At 73.4% G+C, this 25,250-nt stretch carries 27 protein-coding genes; 10 read left to right on the top strand and 17 right to left on the bottom strand.

Translation table 11 applies throughout. The annotated features are described in order from the left end of the window. The first annotated feature begins 27 nt into the window (after positions 1 to 27). Both dcd and ACFWGJ_RS21590 read left to right on the top strand, forming a co-directional pair. Complete coding sequence (gene dcd / locus ACFWGJ_RS21595; protein WP_387326920.1) at positions 28 to 603, top strand: dCTP deaminase; 576 nt, start codon at positions 28 to 30, stop codon at positions 601 to 603. Positions 604 to 623: 20 nt separating this feature from the next. Next, entirely contained in the window at positions 624 to 1,121 is a 498-nt protein-coding gene (locus ACFWGJ_RS21590) for a phosphoribosyltransferase (RefSeq protein ID WP_381833307.1), read from the top strand. An 18-nt stretch (positions 1,122 to 1,139) separates the two neighbouring features. Here the strand turns inward: ACFWGJ_RS21590 and ACFWGJ_RS21585 are convergent, their stop codons facing one another. Further along, positions 1,140 to 2,012: a GyrI-like domain-containing protein gene (locus tag ACFWGJ_RS21585; protein ID WP_387326918.1), complete on the bottom strand. Its 873-nt coding sequence runs from the start codon at positions 2,010 to 2,012 to the stop codon at positions 1,140 to 1,142. A 230-nt stretch (positions 2,013 to 2,242) separates the two neighbouring features. Between ACFWGJ_RS21585 and ACFWGJ_RS21580 the strand changes: the two genes are divergently transcribed. Both ACFWGJ_RS21580 and ACFWGJ_RS21575 read left to right on the top strand, forming a co-directional pair. Beyond that, the gene (locus ACFWGJ_RS21580) at positions 2,243 to 3,187 is read left to right on the top strand and encodes a hypothetical protein (protein WP_387326915.1); all 945 of its coding nucleotides are present in this window, start codon (positions 2,243 to 2,245) and stop codon (positions 3,185 to 3,187) included. A 25-nt stretch (positions 3,188 to 3,212) separates the two neighbouring features. Continuing rightward, positions 3,213 to 3,869 carry a hypothetical protein gene (locus tag ACFWGJ_RS21575; RefSeq protein WP_387326913.1) on the top strand — a complete coding sequence of 219 codons (657 nt, stop codon included), beginning with the start codon at positions 3,213 to 3,215 and terminating at the stop codon, positions 3,867 to 3,869. Positions 3,870 to 3,894: 25 nt separating this feature from the next. Here ACFWGJ_RS21575 and ACFWGJ_RS21570 read toward each other — a convergent pair whose 3' ends face one another. From ACFWGJ_RS21570 to ACFWGJ_RS21555, 4 genes are all read right to left on the bottom strand, one after another. Beyond that, on the bottom strand, positions 3,895 to 5,028 hold the full coding sequence (locus ACFWGJ_RS21570) for a sulfite oxidase (protein ID WP_387326926.1): 1,134 nt from the start codon (positions 5,026 to 5,028) through the stop codon (positions 3,895 to 3,897). Positions 5,029 to 5,200: 172 nt separating this feature from the next. Then, on the bottom strand, positions 5,201 to 6,253 hold the full coding sequence (locus ACFWGJ_RS21565; RefSeq protein WP_387326910.1) for a Yip1 family protein: 1,053 nt from the start codon (positions 6,251 to 6,253) through the stop codon (positions 5,201 to 5,203). Positions 6,254 to 6,291: 38 nt separating this feature from the next. Continuing rightward, complete coding sequence (locus ACFWGJ_RS21560) at positions 6,292 to 7,758, bottom strand: FG-GAP and VCBS repeat-containing protein (protein ID WP_387326908.1); 1,467 nt, start codon at positions 7,756 to 7,758, stop codon at positions 6,292 to 6,294. A gap of 149 nt (positions 7,759 to 7,907) precedes the next feature. Further along, positions 7,908 to 8,300 carry an ATP-binding protein gene (locus ACFWGJ_RS21555; RefSeq protein WP_381832839.1) on the bottom strand — a complete coding sequence of 131 codons (393 nt, stop codon included), beginning with the start codon at positions 8,298 to 8,300 and terminating at the stop codon, positions 7,908 to 7,910. Between the two features lie 182 nt (positions 8,301 to 8,482). Here ACFWGJ_RS21555 and ACFWGJ_RS21550 point away from each other — a divergent pair, with 182 nt between their 5' ends. Genes ACFWGJ_RS21550 through ACFWGJ_RS21535 form a run of 4 tightly spaced genes read left to right on the top strand, consistent with a single transcriptional unit; the run spans position 8,483 to position 10,070 of the window. After that, positions 8,483 to 9,325 (top strand): helix-turn-helix domain-containing protein, encoded by an 843-nt coding sequence (locus tag ACFWGJ_RS21550; protein ID WP_381832837.1) that lies wholly within the window; start codon positions 8,483 to 8,485, stop codon positions 9,323 to 9,325. 11 nt (positions 9,326 to 9,336) lie between these two features. Then, positions 9,337 to 9,555 carry a DUF397 domain-containing protein gene (locus ACFWGJ_RS21545; protein WP_387326904.1) on the top strand — a complete coding sequence of 73 codons (219 nt, stop codon included), beginning with the start codon at positions 9,337 to 9,339 and terminating at the stop codon, positions 9,553 to 9,555. A 48-nt stretch (positions 9,556 to 9,603) separates the two neighbouring features. Beyond that, positions 9,604 to 9,822 (top strand): DUF397 domain-containing protein, encoded by a 219-nt coding sequence (locus ACFWGJ_RS21540; protein ID WP_387326901.1) that lies wholly within the window; start codon positions 9,604 to 9,606, stop codon positions 9,820 to 9,822. Between the two features lie 53 nt (positions 9,823 to 9,875). Continuing rightward, positions 9,876 to 10,070, top strand: a complete 195-nt coding sequence (locus ACFWGJ_RS21535) for a DUF397 domain-containing protein (RefSeq protein WP_387326899.1) — start codon at positions 9,876 to 9,878, stop codon at positions 10,068 to 10,070. A gap of 12 nt (positions 10,071 to 10,082) precedes the next feature. Here ACFWGJ_RS21535 and ACFWGJ_RS21530 read toward each other — a convergent pair whose 3' ends face one another. The 6 genes from ACFWGJ_RS21530 to ACFWGJ_RS21505 form a co-directional block, all read right to left on the bottom strand. Continuing rightward, the gene (locus ACFWGJ_RS21530) at positions 10,083 to 11,540 is read right to left on the bottom strand and encodes an FG-GAP and VCBS repeat-containing protein (protein ID WP_387326897.1); all 1,458 of its coding nucleotides are present in this window, start codon (positions 11,538 to 11,540) and stop codon (positions 10,083 to 10,085) included. Next, the gene (locus tag ACFWGJ_RS21525) at positions 11,540 to 12,847 is read right to left on the bottom strand and encodes an FG-GAP repeat domain-containing protein (RefSeq protein ID WP_387326895.1); all 1,308 of its coding nucleotides are present in this window, start codon (positions 12,845 to 12,847) and stop codon (positions 11,540 to 11,542) included. Before ACFWGJ_RS21525 ends, ACFWGJ_RS21530 begins: the two co-directional genes overlap by 1 nt. A gap of 116 nt (positions 12,848 to 12,963) precedes the next feature. Further along, on the bottom strand, positions 12,964 to 14,493 hold the full coding sequence (locus ACFWGJ_RS21520) for an NADase-type glycan-binding domain-containing protein (protein WP_387326893.1): 1,530 nt from the start codon (positions 14,491 to 14,493) through the stop codon (positions 12,964 to 12,966). Beyond that, complete coding sequence (locus ACFWGJ_RS21515) at positions 14,490 to 15,047, bottom strand: phage tail protein (protein ID WP_387326891.1); 558 nt, start codon at positions 15,045 to 15,047, stop codon at positions 14,490 to 14,492. The genes ACFWGJ_RS21520 and ACFWGJ_RS21515 overlap by 4 nt, the downstream gene beginning before the upstream one ends. Before the next feature lie 43 nt (positions 15,048 to 15,090). Further along, complete coding sequence (locus tag ACFWGJ_RS21510; RefSeq protein ID WP_387326888.1) at positions 15,091 to 17,049, bottom strand: putative baseplate assembly protein; 1,959 nt, start codon at positions 17,047 to 17,049, stop codon at positions 15,091 to 15,093. Continuing rightward, complete coding sequence (locus ACFWGJ_RS21505) at positions 17,049 to 17,495, bottom strand: GPW/gp25 family protein (RefSeq protein ID WP_387326886.1); 447 nt, start codon at positions 17,493 to 17,495, stop codon at positions 17,049 to 17,051. The genes ACFWGJ_RS21510 and ACFWGJ_RS21505 overlap by 1 nt, the downstream gene beginning before the upstream one ends. 33 nt (positions 17,496 to 17,528) lie before the next feature. Between ACFWGJ_RS21505 and ACFWGJ_RS21500 the strand changes: the two genes are divergently transcribed. After that, positions 17,529 to 17,699, top strand: coding sequence for a hypothetical protein (locus ACFWGJ_RS21500; protein ID WP_387326883.1), 171 nt, complete (start codon positions 17,529 to 17,531; stop codon positions 17,697 to 17,699). Here ACFWGJ_RS21500 and ACFWGJ_RS21495 read toward each other — a convergent pair. From ACFWGJ_RS21495 to ACFWGJ_RS21480, 4 genes are all read right to left on the bottom strand, one after another. Further along, positions 17,671 to 19,572 carry a VgrG-related protein gene (locus ACFWGJ_RS21495; protein ID WP_387326881.1) on the bottom strand — a complete coding sequence of 634 codons (1,902 nt, stop codon included), beginning with the start codon at positions 19,570 to 19,572 and terminating at the stop codon, positions 17,671 to 17,673. The two genes, ACFWGJ_RS21500 and ACFWGJ_RS21495, sit on opposite strands and share 29 nt — an antisense overlap. Continuing rightward, positions 19,572 to 20,294: a LysM peptidoglycan-binding domain-containing protein gene (locus ACFWGJ_RS21490; RefSeq protein WP_387326878.1), complete on the bottom strand. Its 723-nt coding sequence runs from the start codon at positions 20,292 to 20,294 to the stop codon at positions 19,572 to 19,574. Before ACFWGJ_RS21490 ends, ACFWGJ_RS21495 begins: the two co-directional genes overlap by 1 nt. Before the next feature lie 16 nt (positions 20,295 to 20,310). Further along, complete coding sequence (locus ACFWGJ_RS21485) at positions 20,311 to 20,733, bottom strand: phage tail protein (RefSeq protein ID WP_107018038.1); 423 nt, start codon at positions 20,731 to 20,733, stop codon at positions 20,311 to 20,313. A gap of 87 nt (positions 20,734 to 20,820) precedes the next feature. After that, positions 20,821 to 23,406, bottom strand: a complete 2,586-nt coding sequence (locus ACFWGJ_RS21480; RefSeq protein ID WP_387326927.1) for a hypothetical protein — start codon at positions 23,404 to 23,406, stop codon at positions 20,821 to 20,823. 22 nt (positions 23,407 to 23,428) lie between these two features. Between ACFWGJ_RS21480 and ACFWGJ_RS21475 the strand changes: the two genes are divergently transcribed. After that, on the top strand, positions 23,429 to 24,691 hold the full coding sequence (locus ACFWGJ_RS21475) for a hypothetical protein (protein WP_387326875.1): 1,263 nt from the start codon (positions 23,429 to 23,431) through the stop codon (positions 24,689 to 24,691). Here ACFWGJ_RS21475 and ACFWGJ_RS21470 read toward each other — a convergent pair. Together ACFWGJ_RS21470 and ACFWGJ_RS21465 are read right to left on the bottom strand one after the other, a co-directional pair. Beyond that, entirely contained in the window at positions 24,640 to 24,798 is a 159-nt protein-coding gene (locus ACFWGJ_RS21470) for a DUF6760 family protein (protein WP_188114298.1), read from the bottom strand. The two genes, ACFWGJ_RS21475 and ACFWGJ_RS21470, sit on opposite strands and share 52 nt — an antisense overlap. Further along, positions 24,795 to 25,247: a hypothetical protein gene (locus tag ACFWGJ_RS21465; protein ID WP_387326923.1), complete on the bottom strand. Its 453-nt coding sequence runs from the start codon at positions 25,245 to 25,247 to the stop codon at positions 24,795 to 24,797. Before ACFWGJ_RS21465 ends, ACFWGJ_RS21470 begins: the two co-directional genes overlap by 4 nt. Positions 25,248 to 25,250: the final 3 nt, after the last annotated feature.

The raw sequence follows: 25,250 nt of genomic DNA, 5'->3' as shown, positions 1-25,250 counted from the left end.
CCCGCGGGCTCTGCGTATCCTCGGGGCGTGCTTCTCTCTGACAAGGACATCCGGGCCGAGATCGACGCCGGGCGTGTACGGATCGACCCCTACGACGAATCCATGGTGCAGCCCTCAAGCATCGACGTGCGGCTCGACCGCTACTTCCGGGTGTTCGAGAACCACCGCTACCCCCACATCGACCCCTCCGTCGAGCAAACGGACCTCACGCGGCTCGTCGAGCCCGAGGGGGACGAGCCGTTCATCCTGCACCCCGGGGAGTTCGTGCTGGCGAGCACGTACGAGGTCATCAGCCTGCCCGACGACCTCGCCTCGCGGCTGGAGGGCAAGAGCTCACTCGGGCGCCTCGGGCTCGTCACGCACTCCACCGCCGGGTTCATCGACCCCGGGTTCTCCGGGCACGTGACCCTTGAGCTGTCCAACCTCGCGACCCTGCCCATCAAGCTCTGGCCGGGGATGAAGATCGGGCAGCTGTGCATGTTCCAGCTCAGCTCGGCGGCCGAGTTCCCGTACGGCAGCGACCGGTACGGGTCCCGCTACCAGGGGCAGCGCGGTCCGACCGCCTCCCGTTCCTTCCTCAATTTCCATCGGACCCAGGTGTGAGCGGGAGCGGGACGAACAGCATGAGTGACGTACGCGAGAATCTGACGTACGAGGGGTTCGGGGGCGCTGTCCGTGAGCTTGCCCAGACCATCGCCGACGACGGGTACGAGCCGGACATCGTGCTCAGCATCGCCCGTGGTGGCGTCTTTGTGGCGGGTGGCCTGGCGTACGCCCTCGACTGCAAGAACATCCATCTCGTGAACGTGGAGTTCTACACGGGGGTCGGGACCACTCTCGACATGCCGGTCATGCTCGCCCCCGTTCCGAACGCCATCGACTTCTCCGACAAGAAGGTGCTGATCACGGACGACGTGGCCGACACCGGCAAGACGCTGAAGCTCGTGCACGACTTCTGCGTCGACGCCGTCGCCGAGGTCCGCTCCGCGGTCATCTACGAGAAGTCGCAGTCCCTGGTGAAGTGCGAGTACGTGTGGAAGCGCACCGATGAGTGGATCAACTTCCCGTGGAGCGTCGAGCAGCCCGTCGTGAAGCGGGCGGGACAGGTGCTCGACGCCTGACGTCCGGGGGGCGCCCGGTCAGGGTGCCGTTCGTTCCACCGGGATCCACAGTTCCGCGTCCGCCTCCGTGGCGTCCGCGGACAGGTGGGTGCGGAGGATCTCCGGGCCCGGCCTGCTCCGGTACGGGTTCGACGGGAACCACTGCGTGAACACGTCCCGCCACATGTGCTGCAGTGCCAGCGGGAACGGGCCCGTGCTCTCGAAGACCGCCCAGGTGCCGGGTGGGACCGTGAGGGAGTCCAGGTCCTGCGGGACGGTCGTCCCGGGGCCCGTCACCACCGCGTGGTAGTAGTCCAGTTCCGTTCCCTCCGCCCTGGACGGGTCCAGGCTGTCGCTCACGCCCACGATCCCCCGCGGCTCCTCACCGGACAGTGCGGTGATCCGGTGCAGGGTGTCCGGTGCCAGGCCTCGGATGAACCTCGCGATCTCCGGGTTCATCCCCTCATGGACGAGCGGGACCCTGATCCTCTTCCCGACCACCTGGAACGCCTCTTTCCGTACGATCCTGTAGCGCATACTGCTGCTCCCCTCGATGACCAGGCGGAAGGACAGCCGGGGCTGGGAGGTCAGGGCGGCGCCGGTGCTCCGGGCCTCGCCCGGGCCCACGCCGTGCACCGCGCGGAACGCCCGCGCGAACGCCTCGCCCGAGCCGTAGCCGTACCGCACCGCGATCTCCAGCAGCGTCCGCTCCCCGGCCAGCACCTCGGCGCCCGCCACGGTGAGCCGTCTGCGCCGGATGTACTCGGACAGCGGGAGCCCCGCCAGCGCGGAGAACAGCCGGCGGAGGTGGTACTCCGACGTCATCGCGATCCGCGCCAGTTCGGTCACGTCGACCGGCTGGTCGAGCCGCGACTCGATGTGCTCCAGAGCCTCGTTCAGTCGCTCCAGCAACTCGGCCTCCTTCCTTTGCGTCCTCCACGTTAGGAACGACGTACCTTGCCGCACCCGACAGTCCGTGCCCGGTTCGGTCGGGTCCGGCGACAGGCGGGCCGCCGCGTCACACCATTAAAGAAACGCTTGCGTTTCGCTTCCGACTTCCGTAGTTTGTGTGTACGAAACCGTTTCGTATCGATCGTCGATCAGTGATTGGCGATTGGCTCAGAAGGGGAGGGAGAGGTGCCGTGACCGTACTGCCGGCCGTCGGCCTCTCCCTCGTCTCCGCCGTCTGTTACGCCATGGCCGCCGTGGTCCAGGAACGGACCGCCGCCGGTACCGCGAGCCTGCGTTCCACGCTCACCCGCGGTTCCTGGTGGGGATCCGTCGCCCTCAACGGCGGCGGGGCGCTGCTGCACGTGGTGGCCCTGCGGTACGGGCCGCTGACCCTCGTACAGCCGCTCGGCGCGCTGAGTCTGGTGGTGGCGGTGCCGCTCGGTTCGCTGGTCACCCGCCGCAGGACCTCCGGCCGGCAGTGGCGCGGGATGGTCCTCACCCTTGCTGGGCTCGTCGCGCTGCTCGCCGCCACCGCGTCGGGCGGCACGCCGGCCGACACCCTGGGGACCGGTGAGGTGTTGATGGTCGCGCTCGCCGCCGCCGGTGCCGTCGTGGCGCTCGCCCGCCTCGGCGGCTCGGGCCGTCGCGACGGCACGGCAGCCACCCCGGGCGGCGGGCTCGCCTTCGCGGCGGCCTCGGGCATCGCCGCCGGGGTGGGTTCCACGCTGGCGCAGAAGCTCGCCGTCGGGTCCGCGCCGGGCTGGGGCCTCGCCGCGGTGGCCGTGCTGACCGTGGGGTTCGCCACCGCGGGGGTGCTGCTCTCGCAGAAGGCGTACCGCAGCGGTCTGGGCGGGCCGCTCGCCGTGCTCACCCTGGTCAACCCGGTCGCCGCGTCCGCCATCGGCATCAGCCTGCTCGGCGAGGGCGTGCAGTACGGGGGCTTCGGCGGGCTCGGCGGCCTGCTGGCCCTCGGCGGCGCCGTCGCGGCGGCCCGCGGGGTCGTCCTGCTCAGCCTGCCGCGGGCACGGCCGCGGGCGCTGTCCCCGGCCGAGGCGCAGCAGGAGGCAGGGGCCGAAGGTGTCGGCGAACTGACCGGCTTCGTCCATCTCACCGGCATGAGCCGGGCCACTCCCTGAAAGGCAGTGAACGTAGAAAATGACCATGACCACGCTTGAGATCCCCGTACGGGCCGCCGTGCGCGCCGCCGGACTCGTGGACGTACCCGCGGTGGCGCGGTTGATCGCGCAGAGCTCCGCCGGGCATTCGGAACAGGCTCAGCGCGCCCTGCGGCTCGTGCTGGCCCATCACGCCCTGGAGAAGGGGCAGGTGTGGGTGGCCGAGCGGGACGACGACGGCACGCTCCTGGCCGCCGCCATCTGGCTGCCGCCCGGAACCGGCACCGATCCGCCCGGCCCGCACCTGAGGAGCGTGCTCTCCCGTGAACTGGCCACCGGCCGTTCCGAGGCCACCGGTCGTTCCGCCGCCGCGCCCGCCTTCTGCCTGCCGCAGAACCCGTTCCTGTCGACCGTGCTGAAGGCGGCCGGGCCCGATCCGTCGGCGCCGTACTGGACGGTGGTCGCCGTCTGCGCCCCGGACGAGACGGAGGCCTGGGACCGTACGGTGGTCGACGGGCTGCTGGCTCCGGGGCTGCGGGCCGTCGACGCGCAGGACGCCACCGCCGTCGCGGTCACGATGTCCGCCCGGCACGGGGATCAGCTGCGGCACCTCGGGTTCCGCGGGCCGCGGCGGGCGCGTGTCGCGCCGGACGCGAGCGTGTGGCTCACCACCCGGCACGCGCTGGTGGAAGCCGCCGCCTGAGCCTCGCTGCCGGCCGCGCCTGCGGCTACTGGCAGACCACCGTGATCCGCTGGACCTCGTTGTTGGCGAAGCCGCCGCGGTTCCATGGCGGGGTGAGGGGCTGGGCCGTACCCTCGGCGTCCGTGGCGCGGACCGTCAGGACATGGCGGCCGGGGGCCGCCGTCCAGGACGTGTGCCAGTGACGCCAGGCCCACGGACCGCCGTCCGCGGCGGCGAGTTCGGCGCTCTGCCAGGACGCGCCGTCGTCCGTGCTGACCTCGACCTTCGTGACCGGCGCGCGGCCCGACCAGGCCCGCCCCTCCAACCGCACGGGGCCGGGGCGTACGACCCGGGTGCGGGACATGAAGTCGGGGAAGCCGGGCGGGATCATCAGCGCGCGCGGGGCGATCCGGGTGACCGGTTCGCCGGGCTCGCCGGAGGACTGGCGGAAGCGGTACGCCACCGCCTGCTGGAAGCCGGTGAAGGGCGTGTCGGTCAGCTCGATGTCGGTCAGCCACTTCACATGCGCCATGCCGTACCAGCCGGGGACGATCAGCCGCACCGGGTAGCCGTGCTGCGGTGGCAGCGGGGCGCCGTTCATCTCGTACGCCACCAGCACCTCGGGATCGGCGGCGGTGGCGTCCTCGACCGTCAGACTGCGGCCGTAGTCCTGCTCGACGCCGCGTTCCACTCCGTGGTCGGCGCCCGTGAAGACCGCCTCGACGGCGTCCGGCTCCACGCCCGCCTCGGCGAGCAGCGTCCGCAGGGGTACGCCCGTCCAGTCCGCCGTGCCGACCGCCTCGACCAGCCAGGGCTGGCTCACGGGGCGTGGGTCGAGCCGGGCCCTGCCGTTGCCGGCGCACTCCATGGTCACGCGGTGGGTGACCGGCGGCAGGGCGCGCAGCGCGGCGAGGTCCAGGGTCAGGGGTGTACGGACGCGGCCGTGGACCTTGAGGGTCCAGGTGTCGGCGTCGGCGGCCGGTATGTCGTAGTGGACGAGGATGTAGTGCAGTCCGGGCGGGGTCACGTCGTAGCGCAGGGCCTCCAGGGGGAGGCCGTGGTTGCGGGCCGCGAGGGCGAGTTCCTCGTGGCTGATGCCCTCGTCGGGGGCGGCCACGCGGCCGGGTGCGCTGACTTCTTGAGCGGCTTCGCGTGCGTCCGCGGTGTCCGTGGCGTGCATGGTCTTCGTAGCGTCCATGGCGTTCATGGCTTCCATGGTGCTCCCGCCGGACGGGCCGGGCACCCGTTCGCGCCGACCGGGGCCGGACATGCCGGGAGGCCGGACCGCGAGCGGCCGGCCTCCCTTTGCGCAGAGCGTCTGCAGAGCGTCTGCGGGGCGTGTGCGGGGGGTGCTAGAACGTGCCCAGCTTGATGATCGACAGCAGGGCGATCAGCTGGATCGCCGATGCTCCCAGGGCCTTGGGCCACGGCAGGTCGTGCGACTTGCCGACCATCAGAGTGAACAGCGCGCCGGCCGCCACCCAGGTCGCCCAGCCCAGGATGCGCACGAAGGGCGCGTCGCCGCTCGCGAACATCGCGACGACCAGGCGCGGCGCGTCCGTGAGCGACATGATCAGCATGGAGAGGCCGACCGTGGGCTGCCAGGCGCCGTCGCCGCCGAGCTGGCGGGCGAGGGTGTGGGTGACCACGCCCAGGATGAACGCGCTGAGCACGATCGCGACCGCCGTCACCAGGACGATGGGGACCGCGTTCGACAGGGTGGCGTTTATGGCGTCCGCGCGGGCGCCGTCGAAGCCGAAGACGGCCAGCAGGCCGTAGAGGAACGTCACGATGAGGGCGGGGCCCCACATCGTGTAGTCGCGCATGTGCAGGAAGGTCTGGTTCGGGCGCATGATGACGCCGCTCAGCAGTTCCTTCCAGTGCAGGGGCGGGCCGACGGGCGCGGCGGGCGTGCTGCCCGCGCGGTAGGTGTCGCCCTGGTTGTAGGGGTCCTCGCCGACGGAGAACGCCGTCGTGTGGCCCGGCTGGTTGGCCGCGTACGGGTCGTGGCCCTGCGGCTGGTGACCGCGCGGCTGATGGCCCTGGGGGTGACGGCCCTGCGGGGAGTGGCCCGGATCGCCGAAGTACTCCGGCTCACCGTGCCCGTTCCCCTGGTGTCCGCTGCCCTGCGGCCACTGCTGCGGGCCGTTGCCGCCGCCACCGCCGTACTGGGGCTGCTGAGGGTGGGCCCCGGGCGCGGGGGGATAGCCGTACGACGGGCCGCCCTGGGGGGCCTGCTGTCCGTACGGCTGCTGCCGCTGTTGTTGCGGAGGCGCCTGCTGCGTGCGGTTGTCCCGGCCGCGTCCGATCCTGAATCCAGCCACGTAATCGAACGTACCTGGTCCCGCAGAGTCACGTGCCGGGCCCGGGGCATCGGACCCGGCTTTGCGGCCGACCTGTGACATCCCCTAGGGGTGCCCTAGGGGGTCCGTCAGATGTTTCGTCAGAGACTGCTCAGGGTTTTGCCGTAGGTGAGCGCGCTCGTCGGGGCGGGCAGGCCCAGCCGGGCGGGCGTCAGGGCGTAGGAGCCGTCGGCGCTCCCGCGCGGGAACACCCACAGGCCACCGGAGTTGGCGTTCTCGCCGGGGGAGCCGACGGCCAGGTCCTTGCGGCCGTCGCGGTCGTAGTCGCCGGTCGCCACGGCCGCGCCGAAGGCGTCCCCCGCCTCCGCCGCGCCCGGCACCCGCGGGGTGCCCTGGTTGTACGCGACCGCGGTGCTCTCGCCGAACTCGTCGACCAGGCCGTTCTTCATGCCGAACAGCACGGTGGCCGCGCCCGCGTTCGCCCGGGTGCCGATCGCCTCGCCGGGGGCGCCCGCGACGAGGTCGTCGCGGCCGTCGCCGTTCAGGTCCGCGACGGCCAGGGCCGCGCCGAAGCGGTCGCCGGACTCGGCGCGGCCCCGTACGCCGACCGTGTCCTGGTTCAGCGTCTGCTTGCGGAAGCCGAACGAGCCGGTGGAGGCGGCGCCGTAGTGGATGTGGATGCCGCCGCCCAGCGCGTACTCCTCGGGGCCGCACGGGTCGTCGATGTTCTCGTCGGCGATCTCGCGGCACTCGCCGAGGACGAGGTCGTCGTGGCCGTCGCCGTCGAAGTCGCCGGAGGCGAGGGCGGAGACGCCGGCGTTGTCGGTGTTCCACACGTTCGCCAGGGTCTGCCCGGCCTTCTCCCAGGCCCAGATCCGTACGTGGGACTGGGTGAACGGGTCGTTCGTCCAGTAGCCCACCGCCAGGTCCGCGGCGCCGTCGCCGGTGAAGTCGCCCGTCGTCAGGATCGGGGCACGGCCGCCCATGGGAGCGGTCACCACGGTGGCGGCGAGGCCGTCGGCGGTACGCAGCACCACCTTGTCCTTGCCGCCGACCACGATGTCCCTGCTGCCGTCGCCGGTCAGGTCGGCCGCGGCGACCGACAGCCCGTACGCGGCGGAGGCGGCGGGGCCGGTGGTGACGTTCGAGCCGTGGCTCGGACCGCCCTTCGCGCCGCCCACGACGACGACCACGCCGGCGTCCTTGCCGCGCCCGGTGATGTCCTCGCCCGGGGCGCCGGCTAGCAGTTCCGCGATGCCGTCGCCGTTGAGGTCCTCCAGGGCCACGGAGGCGCCGAAGCGGTCGCCCGCCTCGGGGGTGCCTGGCACTTCGGTGGTGGCCTGGGTGACGCGGATGCTGCCGTGGGCGCCGATGCCGTTCCTGCCGCCCCAGAGGACGTTGACGTACCCGGCTCTCGCCTTGCCGCCGACGGCGCCGTCCGGCACGCCCACCGCCAGGTCGGCGTAGCCGTCGCCGTTGAAGTCGCTGGTGGAGGGGGAGGGTTGGGGTGCGGGTGCGGGTGCGGGTGCCGCTGCCGCTGCCGCGGCGGGGGTGAGGGTGAGGGCCGAGGTGGCCGCTGCGGCGACGGCGTACGTCCGTATGCGCACGGGGGTCTCCAGGGGGCTGGGGTGACTTCAACCGGGTGGTTCACCTGTGTGACACCTGGAGTAGGGGTGGGGTTGTGCGGGGGTGACGGTGATCTGCGGGCCGGTGGGGGCTGGTCGCGCAGTTCCCCGCGCCCCTGAAGGCACGCCCCTCACGGGGCGCCCAGTTCGCACCAGACGTACTTGCCCGCCGTGCCGTTGACCTGGAACCAGCCCCAGTCGTCGGCGTACGCGTCCACGAGGTGCAGGCCCCTGCCCTCGCCCGACTCGTCGTCCTGCGGCTTGCGGCCGGGCGGCGTCGGGTCCGTGTCCCAGGCGCCGAGGCGGAGGGTGGGTCCTGACCGTCTGAGTTTGAGGGCGGCGGGGCCCTCGGTGTGCCGGATGGCGTTCCCGAGCAGCTCGGAGGCGAGCAGCTCCGCGGGTTCGACGAGGGCGGGGAGGTGGTGACTGGTCAGGATGTCGCGCAGGGCCCGGCGGCAGATGCCCACGGCTCGGGGGTCGTGGGGGATGTAGAGGGTGTACTCCCAGGGCATGGGTGTGGGCATGGGGGCTCCCGGTACGGGGGATGGGGGGTGGTGGCCGCTTCGCGCTCGCCGCTGGCACGACGGTGCGCCGCACTTCCACTCCGGTGAGTGTTTGCTGCGTCACTTACGGTAGGAGTGGTGTATCACCCCAGTCAAGGTGGGCTGGATACTCGGAGTCTCAACTGCGGGGAAGGAAGGGCCGTATGCCAGCAAGAAGCGTCGTCACTGCGCGCCAGCAACGGCTCGGCGCGGAGCTGCGAAAGCTCCGGGAGCAGGCGGGTTTGACCGCCAGGGAGGCGGCTCAGGCATCGGGCATCGCCGAGAGCAAGATCTCTATGACCGAGGCGGGCCGTGTAGGGGTGAGCACCGGGCGCGTACGTCATTTGGCCGGAGAGTACGCGTGTGACGACGCCGCCCTCGTCGACGCGCTGGCGGCCATGGCGTCAGAGCGGGGGCGTGGCTGGTGGGAGGAGTACCGAGGGCTGTTGCCGCCGAGCTTCCTCGATCTGGCTGAACTGGAGCAGCACGCGGTGTACTTGCGCTCATTCGAGAATCTGCACGTCCCCGGGTTGCTACAGACCGAGGAGCATGTGCGGGCGACGTACGCGTCTCCGGTGTCGACGCTCAGTGAGGAGCAGATCGAGGCGCGCGTCGCATTCCGGCTGCGCCGTCAGACTGTTCTCGATGAGGCCGACTACGAGGTGGTGATCCACGAGGCGGCGCTGCGAGTCAGAATCGCTGACCGCGATCTCGCTCGACGGCAGTTGGGTCACATCCTGGAGCAGTCCGATCGACCTCGGATCGCCGTTCGGGTCGTGCCGTTCGACGTGGACGGCTTCACCTACATCGGTAGCCCCGTGCTGTTGGCGGGCGGCCCTGTGCCGCAGTTGGACACGGTCATGCTGGACCACCTGCATGCCGGGATGTTCGTGGACGCGGAGGCGCAGCTGCGCCTGTATCGACGGGTGATCAACGCCGTGGAGGGCGCTGCGTTGGGACTCGTAGAGTCGAGGGACTTCATTCATCGACTCGCGCAGCACGCTTGAGGGGACCCGCAATGACACCCGTCGTCCTATGGCAGAAGTCCTCGTTCTCCGGGCCCGAGGACTCGCCCAACTGCCTGGAGATAGCCGCCGGGCGGAGCACCCTCCTCCTCCGTGAGAGCGAAGACCCCGCCACCGTGCTGGAAGCAACTGGTGCCGGGCTCGCCGGGCTCATACGTCGTCTCCGTCGACCGTCAGGGCTTCCCCAACCATCCGCCGACACGCGACAGTGAACGCATCGGCGAGTCGTGCATCCGACAGCACATCTGAGGGGTCCCGTCATGGAACCGGTCATACCGTGGCAGAAGTCCTCGTTCTCCGGTGATCAGGAGGGCCCCAACTGCCTGGAGGTAGGCGTCGGTCGGGGCACCCTCCTCCTCCGCGAGAGCGAAGACCCCGCCACCGTGCTGGAAGCAACTGGTGCCGGGCTCGCCGGGCTCATACGTCGTCTCCGTCGACCGTCAGGGCTTCCCCAGCCATCCGCCGACACGCGACAGTGAACGCATCGGCGAGTCGTGCACCGGCTCCGACAGCACATCTGAGGGGGCCCGTCTTGGCACCGGTCATACCGTGGCAGAAGTCGTCGTTCTCCGACGGCGAGGACGCACCCAACTGCCTGGAGATAGGCGCCGGGTGGAGCACCCTCCTCCTCCGTGAGAGCGAAGACCCCGGCACCGTGCTGGAAGCAAGCGGCGCCGGGGTCGCCGGGCTCATACGGCATCTTCGCCGGGTGGCGCCCAGGCGGTGAGGGCTGGGGCGGTCACTTCAGGCGCAAGGGCACGCCCACCTCGTCCGGGGTGAAGAGCTGGGTCTTCGTCGGGGTGAAGCCGGTGTCCGTGCCCCGGAGTGTCAGGAACGCGCCCTTGCGGTTCTCGTAGAGCGGGGCGAAGACCACCGCGTCGGCGTGGTCGTCGCCGTTCACGTCGAGCAGTGGGGGCTGGTGGGCGAAGGCGTTCCAGTAGTGGGGGTTCGGGGTGCCGGGGAGGCCGTCCGTCTCGGCGTCGACGCTCTGTTCGCCGGTTGCCGACGGGACGCCGGCGGGCCCGCCCGGCAGCAGCGTGACCTTGCCGTCGTGGCGCCGGAAGTCCGGGGTGTTGACGACGATGTCCGGTCGGCCGTCACCGTTCACGTCTCCGGCGGCCGGTGAACTGCCGTAGTCCGTACGCCTTTTCGCGCCGCCCTCGCCCTCGATCACCGACTTCTCGCGTCCGCCGCCGAGGCCCGACCTGTCGCCGTACAGGATGGTGAGCGCGCCGCCCTCGGCCGGCATGTCCGCCGGGGCCGCCTTCAGTTGGGTGGGCAGCAGCAGATCGTCGATGCCGTCGCCGTCCGCGTCGCCCGTGGCCGGGGTGCGGGGGCCGTCGAAGGTCTCCACGGCTTCGGTGATGGCCGGCTCGCGCGCCGGGTCGCGGGCCAGGCCGGCCTCGTCGCCCTCGTAGTAGCCCACCGTGTGCAGATCCTCGGGCGCGCTCTCGTCCTCCTCCGCGTCGAAGGAGTACGTGAACACCACCTCCGCCTTCCCGTCGGCGTCGAAGTCGCCGGTGGTGGCCGTGGCGGGGGTCGCGTACCCGTGCTGGCCGAGGTCCAGCGCCGCTTGGCGCTTCGGGGTGCCCTCGCGGTCGAAGGGGCCGTGGAGGAGGAGTCCGGTGGAGCCCGGTCCGGTCGCGGAGGGGTCGCCCGTGCCGCCCTGGCCGCCGTCGAGCAGGTCGGTGGAGCCGTCGCCGTCGAAGTCGGCCGCGGCGAGCGGCCGGAAGTCCGCCGGCAGGGCGGTGAGTTCGGTGGCGGGTCCCAGGCCCCGGGCGCCGCCGAACAGGGCGAGGGTCGTCATGCGGGAGTCGGCCCGGCCGCGGCCGACGACCAGGTCGGTGTAGCCGTCGCCGTCGAGGTCGGTGCGCAGGAGGGAGGTGAAGTACGCGAACTTCTTGCCGGGTGAGGTGCGGCGCGCGGTGGCCGGGGCCAGGCCGTCGCGGGAGCCGTGGACCACCACCAGGTTCTCCTCGGACCGGGACTTGTCCTTCGACTGGGAGGTGAGGACCGTCGCGAAGTCGTCGTAGCCGTCACCGTTGAAATCGCCGGGGCGGGGGTCGTTGGAGGGTTTTCCGGCGCTCGGTTTCGTGGGGGTGGGGGTGGCGGGGGAGCCCTCACCGCAGCCCGTGAGCAGGCAGCCGCCGACGGCGAGCAGCGCGACGGCGGCACGCAGCGAAACCGCGTGGCGCATCAGCCCTCCGCGCCGAGGAACTCCGAGGTGGAGAAGGTGAGCGCGGGCTTGCGCGCGATCAGGCCCTTCTTCGCGCCCGGGTACACGGCGATCGTGTCCTCGGTGTCCCCGCGGTAGCTGCGCACCACCAGGTCCGCCCGTTCGTCGCCGTCGAAGTCGGCCACCGTCAGGACCCGGGTGGTGCCGCCGGCGGGCGGCTGCACGGTCACCATGCCGGACGTGGACAGGCCGCCCGCGCGGCCCTTGATGATCCTCAGCTGCGAACCGCTGGAGACCAGTTCGCTCACCCCGTCGCCGTCGAAGTCCCCGGCGTCCAGGACCGTGCCGGCGACGGCGAGTTCGGCGCGCAGGGTGCCCGGGACCTCGTACCGCAGGGCCGTGGCGCGCATCGTGCCGATCGCCGCGTCGAGTCCCTTGCCCTTGCCGAACTGGCCGAAGGCGACGTCGACGCCCTTCGGGAGGGCGACCGTGGTGCCGGTGGGGCCCGTGGGCCCGCCCAGGACGAGGGCGGAGGCGGAGGTGCCCGACCCCTCGGCCGTACGCACCAGCAGGTCGTCGTAGCCGTCGCCGTCGACGTCCACGGCGGGGGGCGCCGGGGCGTTGCCGGGCGAGTCGAGCGGGGCGCCGGCCGCCTTCGGGGCTCCCTTGCGGGTGAAGGGGCCGCGCAGATGGCTGAGGCGGCCGTCGGAGGCGTGCACGACGAGGTCGGCCGCCCCGTCGCCGTTGAAGTCGCCGCACACCGGCTGGTCCGGCCAGTCGTTGCCGAAACGTGCCTGCGCGGGGATCGCCAGCTTCACGGCCTTGCCGGACAGGCCGCGGGCCGAGCCGAAGAGGATCTGCAGCGGCACCGGCGGCTGCCCCTGGCCGTCGTAGGGCGGGTCGGTCGACACGACGAGGTCGGTGAAGCCGTCCTTGTCCAGGTCGCAGCTCGCCTCGGCGTCGAAGACCGCGGGCAACTGCCCCTTGGTGGTGGCCGCGTGCTGCGTGGGGCTCAGCAACTGCCGCGCCCCGGGGACGAGTCCGCGGGCCGAGCCGTACACGATCCCGATGCCGGCGTCGTCCCCGTGCGTGTCACGCTTCACGAGATCGTTGAGTACGAGGTCGGGGTGGCCGTCGCCGTTGAAGTCGCTGTCGGCCTTGCTGCCCTTGCCCAGCGGTACGGGGATCCGGGCGGGGGCCTTGGCGACCGTGAGGGGCTCGCGGTCGGCGCCGCCCGAGGCGTTCCCGCCGTCCGGGCCGCCGCAGCCCGCGAGCAGCAGGGCGCAGCCCGCCACGGCGCCCGCCGCACGTATTCCGTTCTTCCCCATGGCCACGTCAACCCCGACCGCATCGTGAGACAACAACCTGCACATGATGCGGTCGGTGCGGGTCATAAGTCATCAGGGATGGCCGTTTTCGGCTCTTGCGGAGACCGTGTCGCTCGTCACGACCTGCTCGTGTTCGAGCGGCCGAAGAACTCGATCTCCGCGATGGACACCTGCTTCTTGGCGTCGGCGGCGTACGCCGAGCGCAGGATGAACCGCACCGCACGGACCTCGCCCACCCGGAACTTGCGGGCCTGGCCGCCCGCGATCCGGTCGAGGGTGATGAACCGGCTGCTCTTCCTTCCGTCGGCGGTGGTGATCTGCGCCTCGATGCGCTTGGGGAGGGCCGACTCCTGGAGGTGCTCCTGCTTCGCCGAGACGCCGGAGGTGATCACCACGTCCAGCAGCCGGGTCGGGGTGTCGAAGCGCGCCTCGATCCACTCGCCCTCACCGGCCTGCGAGACGCCCGGGCCCCACCAGGTGTTGCTGAGGCCGTCGAAGGCGAGCTTCTGGCTGTGCCCGGGGTACGAGCGGGACGCCCGGAAGCTGTCCGGGCCGACCGGGGCGCGCTTGGCGAAGTGGTCGCGGGTCGCGTCGATGCCGTCGCCGATGTTGACGATCAGGGCGATGACCAGGCCGATCACGGCGGCGCCGACGACCCAGTTCATGATGCGGCCGAAGCCGCGGCGCAGTCGGGGGCGTTCGCCCGCCCACGGGGTCTGCCCGTTGCCGAAGTTCAGCAGGCGGCGCCACCAGGTCTGCCGCTCCGGCGGGCGCGGTCCGCCTTCCATGGGCATGGCGCAGCGGGCGCAGAAGTGGCGGTCGGGCCGGTTGGGGGTGGAGCACCACGGGCACGGCGGGCCGTCCAGCGGGCCCGACTCGGGGCCCGGGGTGCGGACCTGCGGGCGGCCCGCCAGCGGGACGCCCGGCAGCACCGGGGCGACGGCGGGGGCGACCGGAGCCCGGGGTTCGGGGTCGTTCACGGGGATGAGGAGGGACCTGGCCCGCTCGTCCGCGGTGTCGGCGGCGGAGGGAGCGGGGGACGCGGGCGGGGCGCCGTGGCCGAGGCCCACGCGCGGCTCGGTGTCGGTGTCGTCCGCGTGGCCGCCGGCGGCCGTCCGGGGGGTGAGGGCGGTGAAGATGTCGGGCGCGGGCGGGTCGGCCGGCGTGGCCGGGGCCGCGGGGGCGGCAGGCGCCGCGCTCCGCTGCTCGGGGACGGTGGTGCCCGCACCGGCGGGAGCGGAGGCGTTGTGCGGGGTGGCCGCGGCGGCGCGCTGGTGGGTGTCGTCGCCGGCGGGGTGGCCGGCGGTCCGGGCCGCGGCCGGGTCCGCCGGCGCTGCCGGGGTGTCGTGGGCCGTACGGGCCGCCGCACCGGTGCCGGGCACGGCGAACGCGTCCCGTCCCGGGGTGCCGCCCGCGGCGCTGTTCGCGGTGCCGCCCGGTTCGCCGTCGGACCCGCGCCCGGTCGCGGAGTCCCGCGCCGGGGCGGCGGCTGCCGCGGCCACCGGGGCCGCGGCGTTGCGGCCGGTGCCCCAGCCGAGTACCGCGCCGCAGGAATCGCAGAAGGACTGGCCGGGCTCCGCGCGGGTGCCGCACTCGGCACAGCTGCGCGCCGGCTCCTGTCCCGTGCCGGAGTTCTGGCTGGTCATCTCTCAGGAGTCCTTTCGGCGGCGGTCACCTGGACCGTGTAGGGCATGTGGGCGGGACGGGCGGCTGCCACGAGGCTGTCGAGGCGGTGTTCGTCCGCGCGGGTCGGGTCGGGCAGCCGCAGGGCGACGTGCAGGCGCGGGCGGCGTTCGCCGGGGACCGGGCCGAGCGGCCGGGCGTCCCAGGAGGCGCCGCCGCTCTCGGTGATCTCCGGGGCCACGCCGAACACCAGGCGCACCGCCTCGGACAGGCCGCGGCTGGTGCCCCGTACCCGGTGCAGGTACGCGGCGGCGGCGACGGCGGCGCGCAGCCGGTCCTCGGGCTCGCTGCCGTCGGTCTCGGCGCCGACCCAGCCGGCCAGCCACCGGGTGAAGTCCACCGGTGCCAGGGACGGCGTGAAGTAGGAGTCCAGGTTGTCGAGGACGGCCAGGATCGGGGCGAGCACGTCGTCGAGCCCGCCGACGAACCGCTGCGCCAGGTCGTCGTCGGCGAACACGGCGGGCAGTGTCATCCCGATGGGCGCGGAGGATCCCAGCCCGTCGATGGAACCCCTCACGGCCGGACTCCCCTCGCGCACGCGGACGTCGGCCGGTGCGGGGTCATGCGCGGTCTCCGATCACGCGCACGCGGTGGTCGAACGAGAAGACCAGGGACGGGGCGGCGAGGTCGATGCGGTCCGTCGGGTCGCCGCGCTTGCCGGTCAGCGGGTCGGCCGGGTGGAGCTGGACCTCGTCGACCAGCTCGACACCGGGGACCCGCTGGAGGACGGCGAAGATCTCGCCGGACTGCACGGGCCGGCCGAAGCGCCAGCCCCGCCCGTCGGCGCCGCCGATCAGCGGGTCCAGGTGCCGGTACAGGGCGTCGTGCGCCTGACGGCGTACCCGGTCCGTGTCGGTGCCGCGGAAGGCGTGCACCGTCGCGACCACCGTGATGCCCTGGTAGAACGGCGGGCCGACCGCCAGCCGCGTGCCGATCAGGCGCCGCTCGTCGAGGTGCCGGGTGATGCGGTGCAACAGCGCGTCACCGGGGATCAGTTGCTCGAAGCGCAGCCGGCCGCCGGGGTCCGGTACGGCCTGGGGGACCACCAGCACCCGTACCGCGTACGCCCCGTGCTCGCCCTCCTCGCCCTCCAGACAGGTGATGCGGGCCGTCTCGGGCGCGGCCCGGCGGGCCAGCTCCTCGTAGTCGCGCAGGGTCACCGCCCGCTCCTGGGCGCGCAGCGTGATGGGCGCGCGGGTCTTCGCCTCCTCCACCGTCTCGCCGTCGACCCCGCCGCGCGCCGCCTCCCGGTTGACGACCTCGGAGACGTACGGGACGGAGGTGCGCAGCACCTGGACGGCGCCGCGCGCCACGTTCCCGGCCCGGCCGCCGCCCGTGCGGTAGCGGCGGGCGCGGATGACGGCGCCCTTGGGGGCCACCGCCCCGTACTGGCGCAGGCTGCCGTCGGGCTCCCGTACCGCCGGGCCGAAGGCGATGTCGCCGGTCGCGGCGTCCAGGGTGATGTGCCGGTCGAGCGGGGTGGACGCCGAGAACGACGGGACGACCTCCCAGTCGGTCCAGCCCTCGTGCTCGGCGGTCTGCAGCAGCACCGGGGGCGTGTCCCCCACCACGGGGAAGTGGGCCAGCCGCAGCCGCTGCCCGGGCAGGCCGCTGGACTCGCCGAGCGCCTCGTCGGTGATGGTCTCGGCGTGCACGGTCGTGGTGGTGCCGCCCAGCGTGAACGCGTCCACGGAACGCACGGTCGGCGAGGTCGTGTAGAAGGGCTGGTCGGGCAGCGGCTCGGTGACCCGGCAGCGCAACCAGCCGGCCTCCTGGCCACCGGTGCGCGACAGGGTGTGCGCGCCGGGGATGTGCAGGACGACCTCGCCGGGCCGGTTGAGGCCACCGGTGCCGTCCCGGTCGATCTCGCACACGACCCAGCCGTCCTCGGTCCACGCCTCCCACACCAGCGGGGGCTGGCGCGGGTCCACGCCGACACCGTCGACGCGGCTGTCCAGCTCCATCGCGACCGCGCAGTGCGGGACGGCGGTGTTCAGTCCGATCAGCATGCAGTCACCGGGCCGCGGGGACTCGGTGAAGCACATCAGGTCCTTGCCCTCGGCGAGGTCGGCGGTCCTGTCGGTGACGGGCTCGCCCTCGCGCTGCACCACCAGGTACCGCAACGAGCAGGGCACGATGGTCAGTTCGTCCTCGGTGGCGAAGACCGCCGCCTCCTCGCTCTCGGTGCGCGTGGTGGCGACCTCGGTGCCCACCGGCAGCAGCACCGGCTCGTCCTGCGGCGCGGACAGCCAGAACGTGACGTCGGTGCGCGCGGCGGAGGGCGGGAAGAGGGTGATGCCCACCAGGTCCAGGAACGCCAGGTGGTTCTTCTCCGGCACCCGGTTGAGCCGGTAGACGATCTGGTCGGCCATGTGGGCGACCGTTTCCACGAGGGTGACGCCCGGGTCGGAGACGTTGTGGTCGGTCCACTCCGGGGCGCGCTGCTGGATGTAGCGCTTGGCGTCGTCGACGAACTGCTGGAAGCGGCGGTCGTCGAGGTTCGGGGAGGGCAGTGCCATCAGCGGTCGCTTTCAGCGGAGTCGCCCGGGCCGGGGAGGTCGGGTTCGTCGTGGTAGGGGATGACGTAGAACGGGAAGACGAGGCTGCGCGGGTTGTTGGTGCCGCGGATCGAGTAGCGGACGTCGATGAAGAGCACGCCCTGCTCGGTGTCGGAGCCGGCCGTCACCTCGACGTCGCTCACCTCGATGCGCGGCTCCCAGCGGTCGAGGCTCGTGTACACCTCGTGCTGGATCCGGCCGGCGGTCGCCTCGTTGACGGGGGCGAACACCAGGTCGTGGATGGCGCAGCCGAACTCGGGGCGCATCGGCCGCTCGCCCGGCGCGGTCGACAGGACGAGCCGGATGGACTCCTCGATCTCACGCTCCCCGCTGACCATGGCGATGCCCCCGGTGGGGCCGATGCGCAGCGGGAACGCCCAGCCGGATCCGACGAACTGCTCGGCCATCAGTGACCCACCCGCCTTCTCGTCCTCGTCGTCGTGCTCGTCACGGCCGTGCTGGTCACGGTCGCGTTCGTTGCGGTCCTGCTCGTTGCGGTCCTGCTCGTCCCGGTCCTGGTTGTCGCGGTCCTGCTCGTCCCGGTCCTGCCGGTTCCGGTCCTGGTCGTCGCGGTGCCGGCCGTCACGGGATCGGGTACGGCTTCTTGTTGACCGTCACCAGGCCCATGAGGTCGATGTTGACGGCCCGCAGGCCCACCTGGCCGATCGTGTTGATCTGCACGGTGCCGCCCGCGTTCACCGACGCGGCACCCAGCGCCTTGAGGCTCAGGGCGCCCATCGCGTCCACGGTCACCGCGCCGCCCAGCGACTTGAGGTTGACGATGCCGCGGCCCTGGAGGGTGAGCGGCCCGCCGCTCTTGATGCTGATGCTGCTGCGGGCGCTCAGCGAGAGGCTGGTGCCCGCGTCGATGGACACCGAGGTGCCGCCCGTGATGCTGACGGCGCCCTTGCTGTCCACGGTGATCTCGGTCTTGGTGCGGTCGAGATTGATGATCAGCTTGTCGTTGCCGCTGGCCACCCGGACACCCTGCTTGCGCCCGCCGGTCTGCTGGCTGAGCAGGTCCACCCGGTTGCCGTCCCGGTCGGAGAGGGTGTGCCGGATCGCCTTCTTCTTGACCGGGTCGTGCAGCGCGACGTCCTTCACTACGGTCGGCTTGTCGATGCCGTTGTAGAGGCCGCCGATGACGAAGGGGTGGTCGAGCGCGCCCCGGTCGAAGGCGACCAGCACCTCGTCCCCGACGTCCAGCGGGAAGATGCTGCCGCCCTTCTTGCCGCCGAGCTGCACGGTCCGCGTCCAGTCGCTGACGTACGCGTCGTCCAGCCACGGGAACTGCAGCTTCACCCGGCCCTGCTTCAGCGGATCCTGTACGTCCGTGACGAGCGCGTTGGCCACGCTCGGCAGCCGGGGCGCCGTCGCGCCGCCGCCGGACGTCAGCCCGAACAGGGAGCGCCACTGCCGGCCGCTCACGGTCACCAGCGTCTCGTAGTGACTGCCCGCGCCGAAGGTGTGCCGTACCGAGGTGACCGTGTACTTGCCCTCGAAGGGGACGCCCACGTCGGTGAGCGCGATGGCCACCCCGGGGCGCAGCACGGGATTGCCGTGCACGGTGACCTCCAGCTCGGCGAACGACGAGGTGAGGTCGTCCGCGAGGGAGGCGGCGGCGAACTTGACCTCCGGCCGGCGGTCGTACGGGGTGTCGGTCTCCACCAGTTTGGCGGCCTTGAAGGCGTTGGCCGCCTTCTGCGGGGTCGTCCCGATCGCGAAACCGGAGTACGTGCCCGCCTTCGTCAGTTCGACGATCTTCTTCTTGGTCGGGATGTCCCAGCCGCGCGCCTCGACCTTGTCGACCTGGTCGGCGGCGGTGACGGCGGCCCGGCAGCGCAGGACGTCCACGCGGCCCCGCAGCACCCGCGGGTTGGGGTCCTCGGGGGAGGTCGACAGGGGCGCCTTGGAGGCCGGATCCGGCTCGGCGAAGTCGAACTTCCCCTTGGCGTCCAGCGACATCACCATCTCGTTCTCGTCGGCGAGCCGCGCGAGAAAGTCCCAGTCCGTCACATTGGACTGGGAGATGAACTCGTAGACCGTCTTGGTCGTCTGGATCTTCCCGATCGCCACACCGTTCTGCGCGGCCAGCTTGCGCGCGATGTCGGAGGCGGTCTGGTTGCGGTACGCGGCCACCCGGCGCACCCGCATCAGCCGGTGGCCAGGGTCGTAGCCGCGCACGACACTGAACGTGCCGGTGCCGTCGTAGTCGGTCTCCATACCGGTGACCTCGCCGGTGATCAGCGGGTTCCCCGCGCCCTGGCCGTCGGCGACGGGGGCGATGACCACCTTGGAGCCGAACCTGATGTTCAGCTTGCCGAGCACTTCCCGGTCCGGGTCGCGGAAGGTCAGCCGGAACTCGCCGGGCACGCCCGCGCCGAGGTCGGCCCAGCCGGCGACGAGCAGGTTGATGTAGTCCGGCGGGATCTTCCTGCCGTCGATGGTGACGTGGATGATGTTCGAGAAGGACGTCTTCGCCATCAGTGACGCACCTCCTCGGCGGCGGGCAGGACCAGCTCGATGCCGGTGGGCAGATGCGCGGGGTTGTCGATGCCGTTGGCCTCGGCGATCGCGCGCCAGGCGGACGCGTTGCCGTACTCGCGCCAGGCCAGCGACTGCAGGGAGTCGCCCGCGACGACCCGGTGCACCCGCTGCGCGGTGAGCGCGCCCGAGGTCGGGTTCTGGCCCTTGACCGTGCTGGGGATCTCGTGCAGCGAGACCTGGCAGGTGGCGCGGATGGGCACACCGGTCGTGCTGAACAGCGAGTAGGTGACGTCCACGGAGTTCACGTACGAGGTGAAGCGGGCCGTGGAGAACGAGCCCCACTGGAAGACCACCCAGGGCGGCGAGGGCTGCTTCGCGCCGATGCTCTTGGCCGTCACCTCGCAGCAGTCCAGCAGGGACTCCACGTTCTTCAGCACGGCGTTGCTGGTCGGCTTCGTGGACGAGTCCAGGAAGATCTCGACCGTCATCTCGCGGGGCTCGGGACCCATGAACTCCGGGACCGTGCCGTCGCGCACGGCCGCGGCCGGCGTGGACTTCCACTGGGAGCGCCGGCTCAGCTGCAGCTGCGAGGGGTTGAAGTCGAAGTTGAACGTCTTGATGAGCCCGCCCGGAGTGGTGCTCGATCCGACGGGCGGCTCGTGGATGGCGATCGTGGCGCGTACGAGGCTCTTGCCCGCGCCCTTGCTTCCCTTGGCCATGGTGGTGTCCCGCCCCTCAGTCCGTGAACCCGTGGTGAGTGATCTCCAGGACCTCGGTGGCCACGCTCGGGTTGGCCGGGTCCAGGGAGGGCCCCTGCCAGCTCACGGGGAGCACGTCGATGAGCCCCCAGTGCGCCACCTCGGAGCCGTCCGCGCGCAGCGCGGCGATCTGCGCGGTCGGCCGCTTGATGCCCGTGGCCACGGACGAGATCCAGGCCGCGACCTTGGTGGTGTCGGGGGTCAGCGGCCGGGTCAGCCGGATGTTGGAGAAGGTCACACGGGACGGAAGCTGCCAGACGAACCCGTTGTTGCCGCCCTCCTGGCGTTGCTCGATCTCCACCGAGGACGAGAGTCCCTCGCACCCGTTGAAGTAACCGAGGCTCTCGCCGTCGATGGTCAGGGTGAAGAAGATGGTGGAGCCCGGGTCTTCGCGGGGCATCGGGGGCGGCCTTTCTGCGGACGTCGGTCATGCGGGGTGGTGCCGGGTCGTGCGGTGCGCTGCGGGTGCCGGCCGGTCGGCGGCCGGTCAGCGACGTGGGTCGCGGAGTTTGCCGATCCGCTCCCGGTCGAGCCGCAGTTCGGTACGGATCAGCCGGGTGATCCGGCCGATCAGACGGTGCGTGAGCTCGTCGAGCTGGAAGTCGGTCAGGGAGCGGGGGTCGAACTGCCCCTTGGCGACCGCGGTGTACGCGGGCGGGGGGCCGCCCTGCTCGTACGGCGGCGGATCGTCGCCGGAGCCCGACCCGGACGAGCCGCGCGACGAACTCCCCCGTGCCGTGACCGTGGACACGGCGGTCGTGGCCCTGGCGGAGGTCGGCAACAGGCCGCGTTCCGGAGCGCGTTGTACGGGGACGGGCGCGGGCGCCGGGAGCGGCGGGGGCGTCGGCGTCGGTGCGGGTGCCGGGGCCGACCGGGGTGCGGCGACCGCCTGCCGCTGGACGGCGACCGGTGCCGGGTAGGCCTTCGGCGTGGTCAGCGGCTGTGCGGGCGGAGCCGTCCTGAGGGGCCCGGCGGGCGCGGACGGGCCGGACGCGAGGAGCGGCACGGCACGGCCCGCGGGAGCACCGGGTGCGACGGCCCGCTGCACGACCGCCGGTCCGGACCGGCCGGACGCGGGCGCCGGGCGGCGCAGTGGCACGGGCGCCGGGGGCACGGGGCGCTGCTGTGCGGGGGATGCCGCGGGCGTCAGGGCCGGCGCGAGGGCACGGGCCGGGGTGAGGGCACGCACGGGTGCGGGTGCCGGTACCGGGGCTGTCGGTGCTTGTCCGCTTCCGCTGCTCACGGCTCGGGGGGCCGCGGTGAAGGGGACCACCGCGGCGGGGGCGGCGGCGGCGCGCTGCACGGAGAGGCCGTTGCCCGACGGGGTGGACAGGGGGACTGCCGGACGGCGGAGGGGCTGCGCCGGCGAGGCGGGCGCGGGCGCGGGGGCCTGCGCGGGTGCTCGCTGCACGGAGGGCGGCCCGGCCAAAGACGTACGCCCGGACAGGGGCTGCGCGTCCGCGGGCGGGGCCGCGACGGGAGCGCCGAGCAGAGGCCGCTGCCGGGCGGCGGGCGCGACGGCGCGCTGGACCACCGGGGCGGACGGCGGAGTGACCGCCGGGGCCGGGAGCGCCGGCGGTACGGCCGGGGTGTGCGGGCGGTCGGCTGGGCCGGTCGGCAGGGTCGAGGGCGGGGTGGCCGAGGTGACGGGAAGCTGCGCCGTCGGGCCGGGGCGGGCGGCCGGTGCGCGGGTGACGGACGGGTTCCCGGTCACCGGCGCGCCGAGGCCCATGCGCCGTACGCCGGTGGAAGCACTCCGCTGCACCGGGTACGGGCCTGAACCGGCCGGGGCGGCCCGACCCGGCCCGGGGACGGGCGAGTTCGCGGCGGCGGGGCCGGACGACGCCGACGGCGTCCTGTGCTCGGCGGGCCCGGCGGTCGCCCGCTGGACGACGGGCGCCGTGCCCGAAGGGGCGCCGGTTGCGGCGCTGTTGGCGGGGGCCGGGGTCCCGCTCGGACCTGCCGGTGCTCCGCCGGACGCGTCGGGCGTACGACGGGGAGTGGCTGCCGCCTGCTGGACGCGGACGGGTGCCGTGCCGGGAGAGGCGGGGAGGGCCGCCGACGGCCGGGTCTCTGCCGTCGGGGTGTCTCCGGCGGCCGGCCTCCGTACCGCGGCGGGGGTGGCCGCCGTCGCGGGGCCGGTGACGGCCGAGGACGCGTTCGCAGCGGGCGCGGGCGCCGCGCCGCTCGAACCCGCCTTCGCCCGCTGGACGTTGAGCGCGGGCCCGCTGGTACGAGTCACCGCGTGACCGGGACCGGCCGGGGCCGGGCTCTCCGGGCGGACCGGTGCAGCGGGCGAACCGGCCCTCGCCCGCTGGACGTTGAGCGCGGGCCCATGGGTACGGGTCACCGGGCCGACGGGCCCTGCTTCCGTACCGGCACCGGGCGCGGGCGCGGACGCGGGGCGTACGGGTCCGGCCGGGGTCGGGCTGCTCGCGGGGGCGGGTGCTGCGGCGGGGCCGGTCGCCGCGGCCCGCTGGACGTCGGCCGCAGGGCCGCCGGCACGGGTCACCGGCGTACCGGAGCTGCTCGCCGCGGACGCGGACGCGGATGTGGATGCGGGCTGTACGGGGCCGGCCGGGTTCGCGTTGCCCGTGCGGGCGGGTGCTTCGGCCGGGCGGGTCGCGGGGGCACGCTGGACGGTGGCCGCCGGTCCGCCGGAACGGGCCGCCGGATTACCGGAGTTGGCCCCGGCGCCGCTGGTCCCGGCGGCGCGGCTTGGGGAGCCGGTCGCCGTGGCCTGCCCGGATGCCGGTGCGGACGCGGGGCGTACGGGTCCGGCCGGGGTCGGGTTGCCCGTAGGGACGGGTGGTGCGGCGGGGCCGGTCGCCGCGGCCCGCTGGACGTCGGCCGCCGGGCCGGTGGGGTTGCTCCGCGTGCCGCCGGTCCCGGCGGGCCGGCTGCCGGAACCGGTCGCCGCAGCGCTGCTCGCCGCGGCTGCGGAGGAGGCTGCGGATGCGGGGGGCTGTACGGGGCCGGTCGGGTTCGAGTTGCCCGTGCCGGCCGGTGTTCCGGCCGGGTGGGTCGCTGGGGCGCGCTGGACGTTGAGCGCCGGTCCGCCGGCACGGGTCACCGGGGTACCGGGGTTGCCCTGCGTGCCGCTGGTCCCGGCGGGCCGGCTGCTGGAGCTGGTGGCCGTGGCCTCACCGGATGCCGCCGTGGACGCCGACGATGCCGACGCGGGCCGTACGGGTCCGGCCGGAGCCGGGTGGCCGGGACCGGGCGCGGTCGGGCCGCCCGTACGGGCCGGTGGTGCGGCCGGACCGGTCGCCGGGGCCCGCTGCACCTCGACCCCCGCACCCGCGGAGGACGCCCTCGCGGGCGCGCCCGCAGCGGAGTCGGCGGCGCCCGACGCCGTGGAGCCCGGCCTCGCGGGTCCCGCGGCCGGAGCACCCGCCGCCGGAGCACCCGACGAGGCGGGCCCGGACGAAGTCGGCCCGGACGAAGTCGGCCCGGAGGGAACGGGGCCGGACGAAGTGCGAGCCGACGGGGCGGGACCCGGCGGAACGAGCCGCGACGAAGAGGGAGCCGACGGGGCGGGGCCTGACGGGAGAGGTCCGGACGCAGTGGGGCCCGACGGACCGGGACCCGGGGCGGGCTCGGACGCGGTGCGCCCGGGGGAGGCGGGGCCGGCCGAAGCGGCGCGCGGGCCGCCGGTCGCGGCCGGCGCGGGCGCCGACGCCGGGCGCTGGGCCACCGGCAGAGTCCGCCGCTGCACCGCGGGCGTGGCGGACGCCCTGGTCAGCGGGCTCTGCCGGTGGGGCCTCGGGGGCGCAGCGGTCACCCGGGGGCCCGTCGGACGGGACGCCGAGACGGGCAGGGACGCGCGCTGTACCGGCGTCGCCTCGGCGACCGCAGGGGACGGCGCGGCCTCGGGCACGTCGGGCCCCGCCACCGGCAGGACACGCGAGGGCGGTTCGAGTCCGGAGACGGGCGCGGCCGACGTGGTGAGCGCGTTCCTGATCAGCCCGCCGGGTGCCGCGTCGAGGACGGCGTGGGACAGGGTCCCGGTGAGGGAGGGGTTCTGCCAGGTGCTCAGCCGGCCGCTGAACGCGGAGTCGGCGACCCCGGGACGGCCCAGCGCGGCACGCTGGATCGGCGGCAGCGCCGTCCAGCCGACCACCGCGGCCGGCCCGGCCCCCGCGGAGGCACCCGCGGCGGCCGTGTCCGGCGCGGACGCACCCGTAACGGCAGCGGCGGGTACGGCACCAGCGGCCGTACCCGTGTCCGTATGCGCTCCCGCGGGAGCGGACCGTGCGGCCGATGCCGCCGTGCCGCCCCTCAGTCGGTCGAGGAACCCCACCGATCAGCCCTCCGCCCCGCCCCGGGTGACCAGGGACGCGATCTGTTCCGTGTAGCGGCGCCGGTCCTGGTGTTCGAGATCCAGGATCGTCTCCAGGCTCCAGTGGAAGTGGTAGGCGACGTACGCGATCTCCTCGTGCAGCCGGTCGGTCGCGTACGTCACGATTCCCCCAGGCGGCTCCCGCCGAGTTCGACCTCGAAGGGCTCCGAGCAGTGGGGGCACTCCACGGAGGCGCGGGTGTGGCCCTCGGCGTTGACCTGCCGGTAGAAGTCCTGCAGGAACGCGAGGTCGGAGGCGAACATGTTCTCCACGATGCCGTCGTGGACCATCGCCAGTGTGCCGAGGCGGGTGATGACCCGGCCCAGCAGGACCACCGACAGATAGGCGGGGTTCTCCTGGACACGGACGTCCCGCAGCGGGATCAACTCGTCGCGGGCGGTGGCCAGACGCATCACGCCGTCCCGGTGCACCGTGCCCGCGTCGTCGACGTAGCCGCGCGGAAGCTCGAAGGGGAACTCCGTGCGCAGCGGTTGTGCCACCGGCGCGGGCGCCGGCGCCGGAGCGGCGGCGGGCGCCCGCGCCAAAAAAATAGGCCGCCCCCCCACCCGCACCCG

The organism is Streptomyces sp. NPDC060205 (genome assembly GCF_042728395.1).
In the GTDB taxonomy this organism is placed as follows: Bacteria; Actinomycetota; Actinomycetes; order Streptomycetales; family Streptomycetaceae; genus Streptomyces.
Note: the sequence above shows the minus strand (reverse complement) of the source record. Positions and strands in the feature narration are given on the sequence as shown.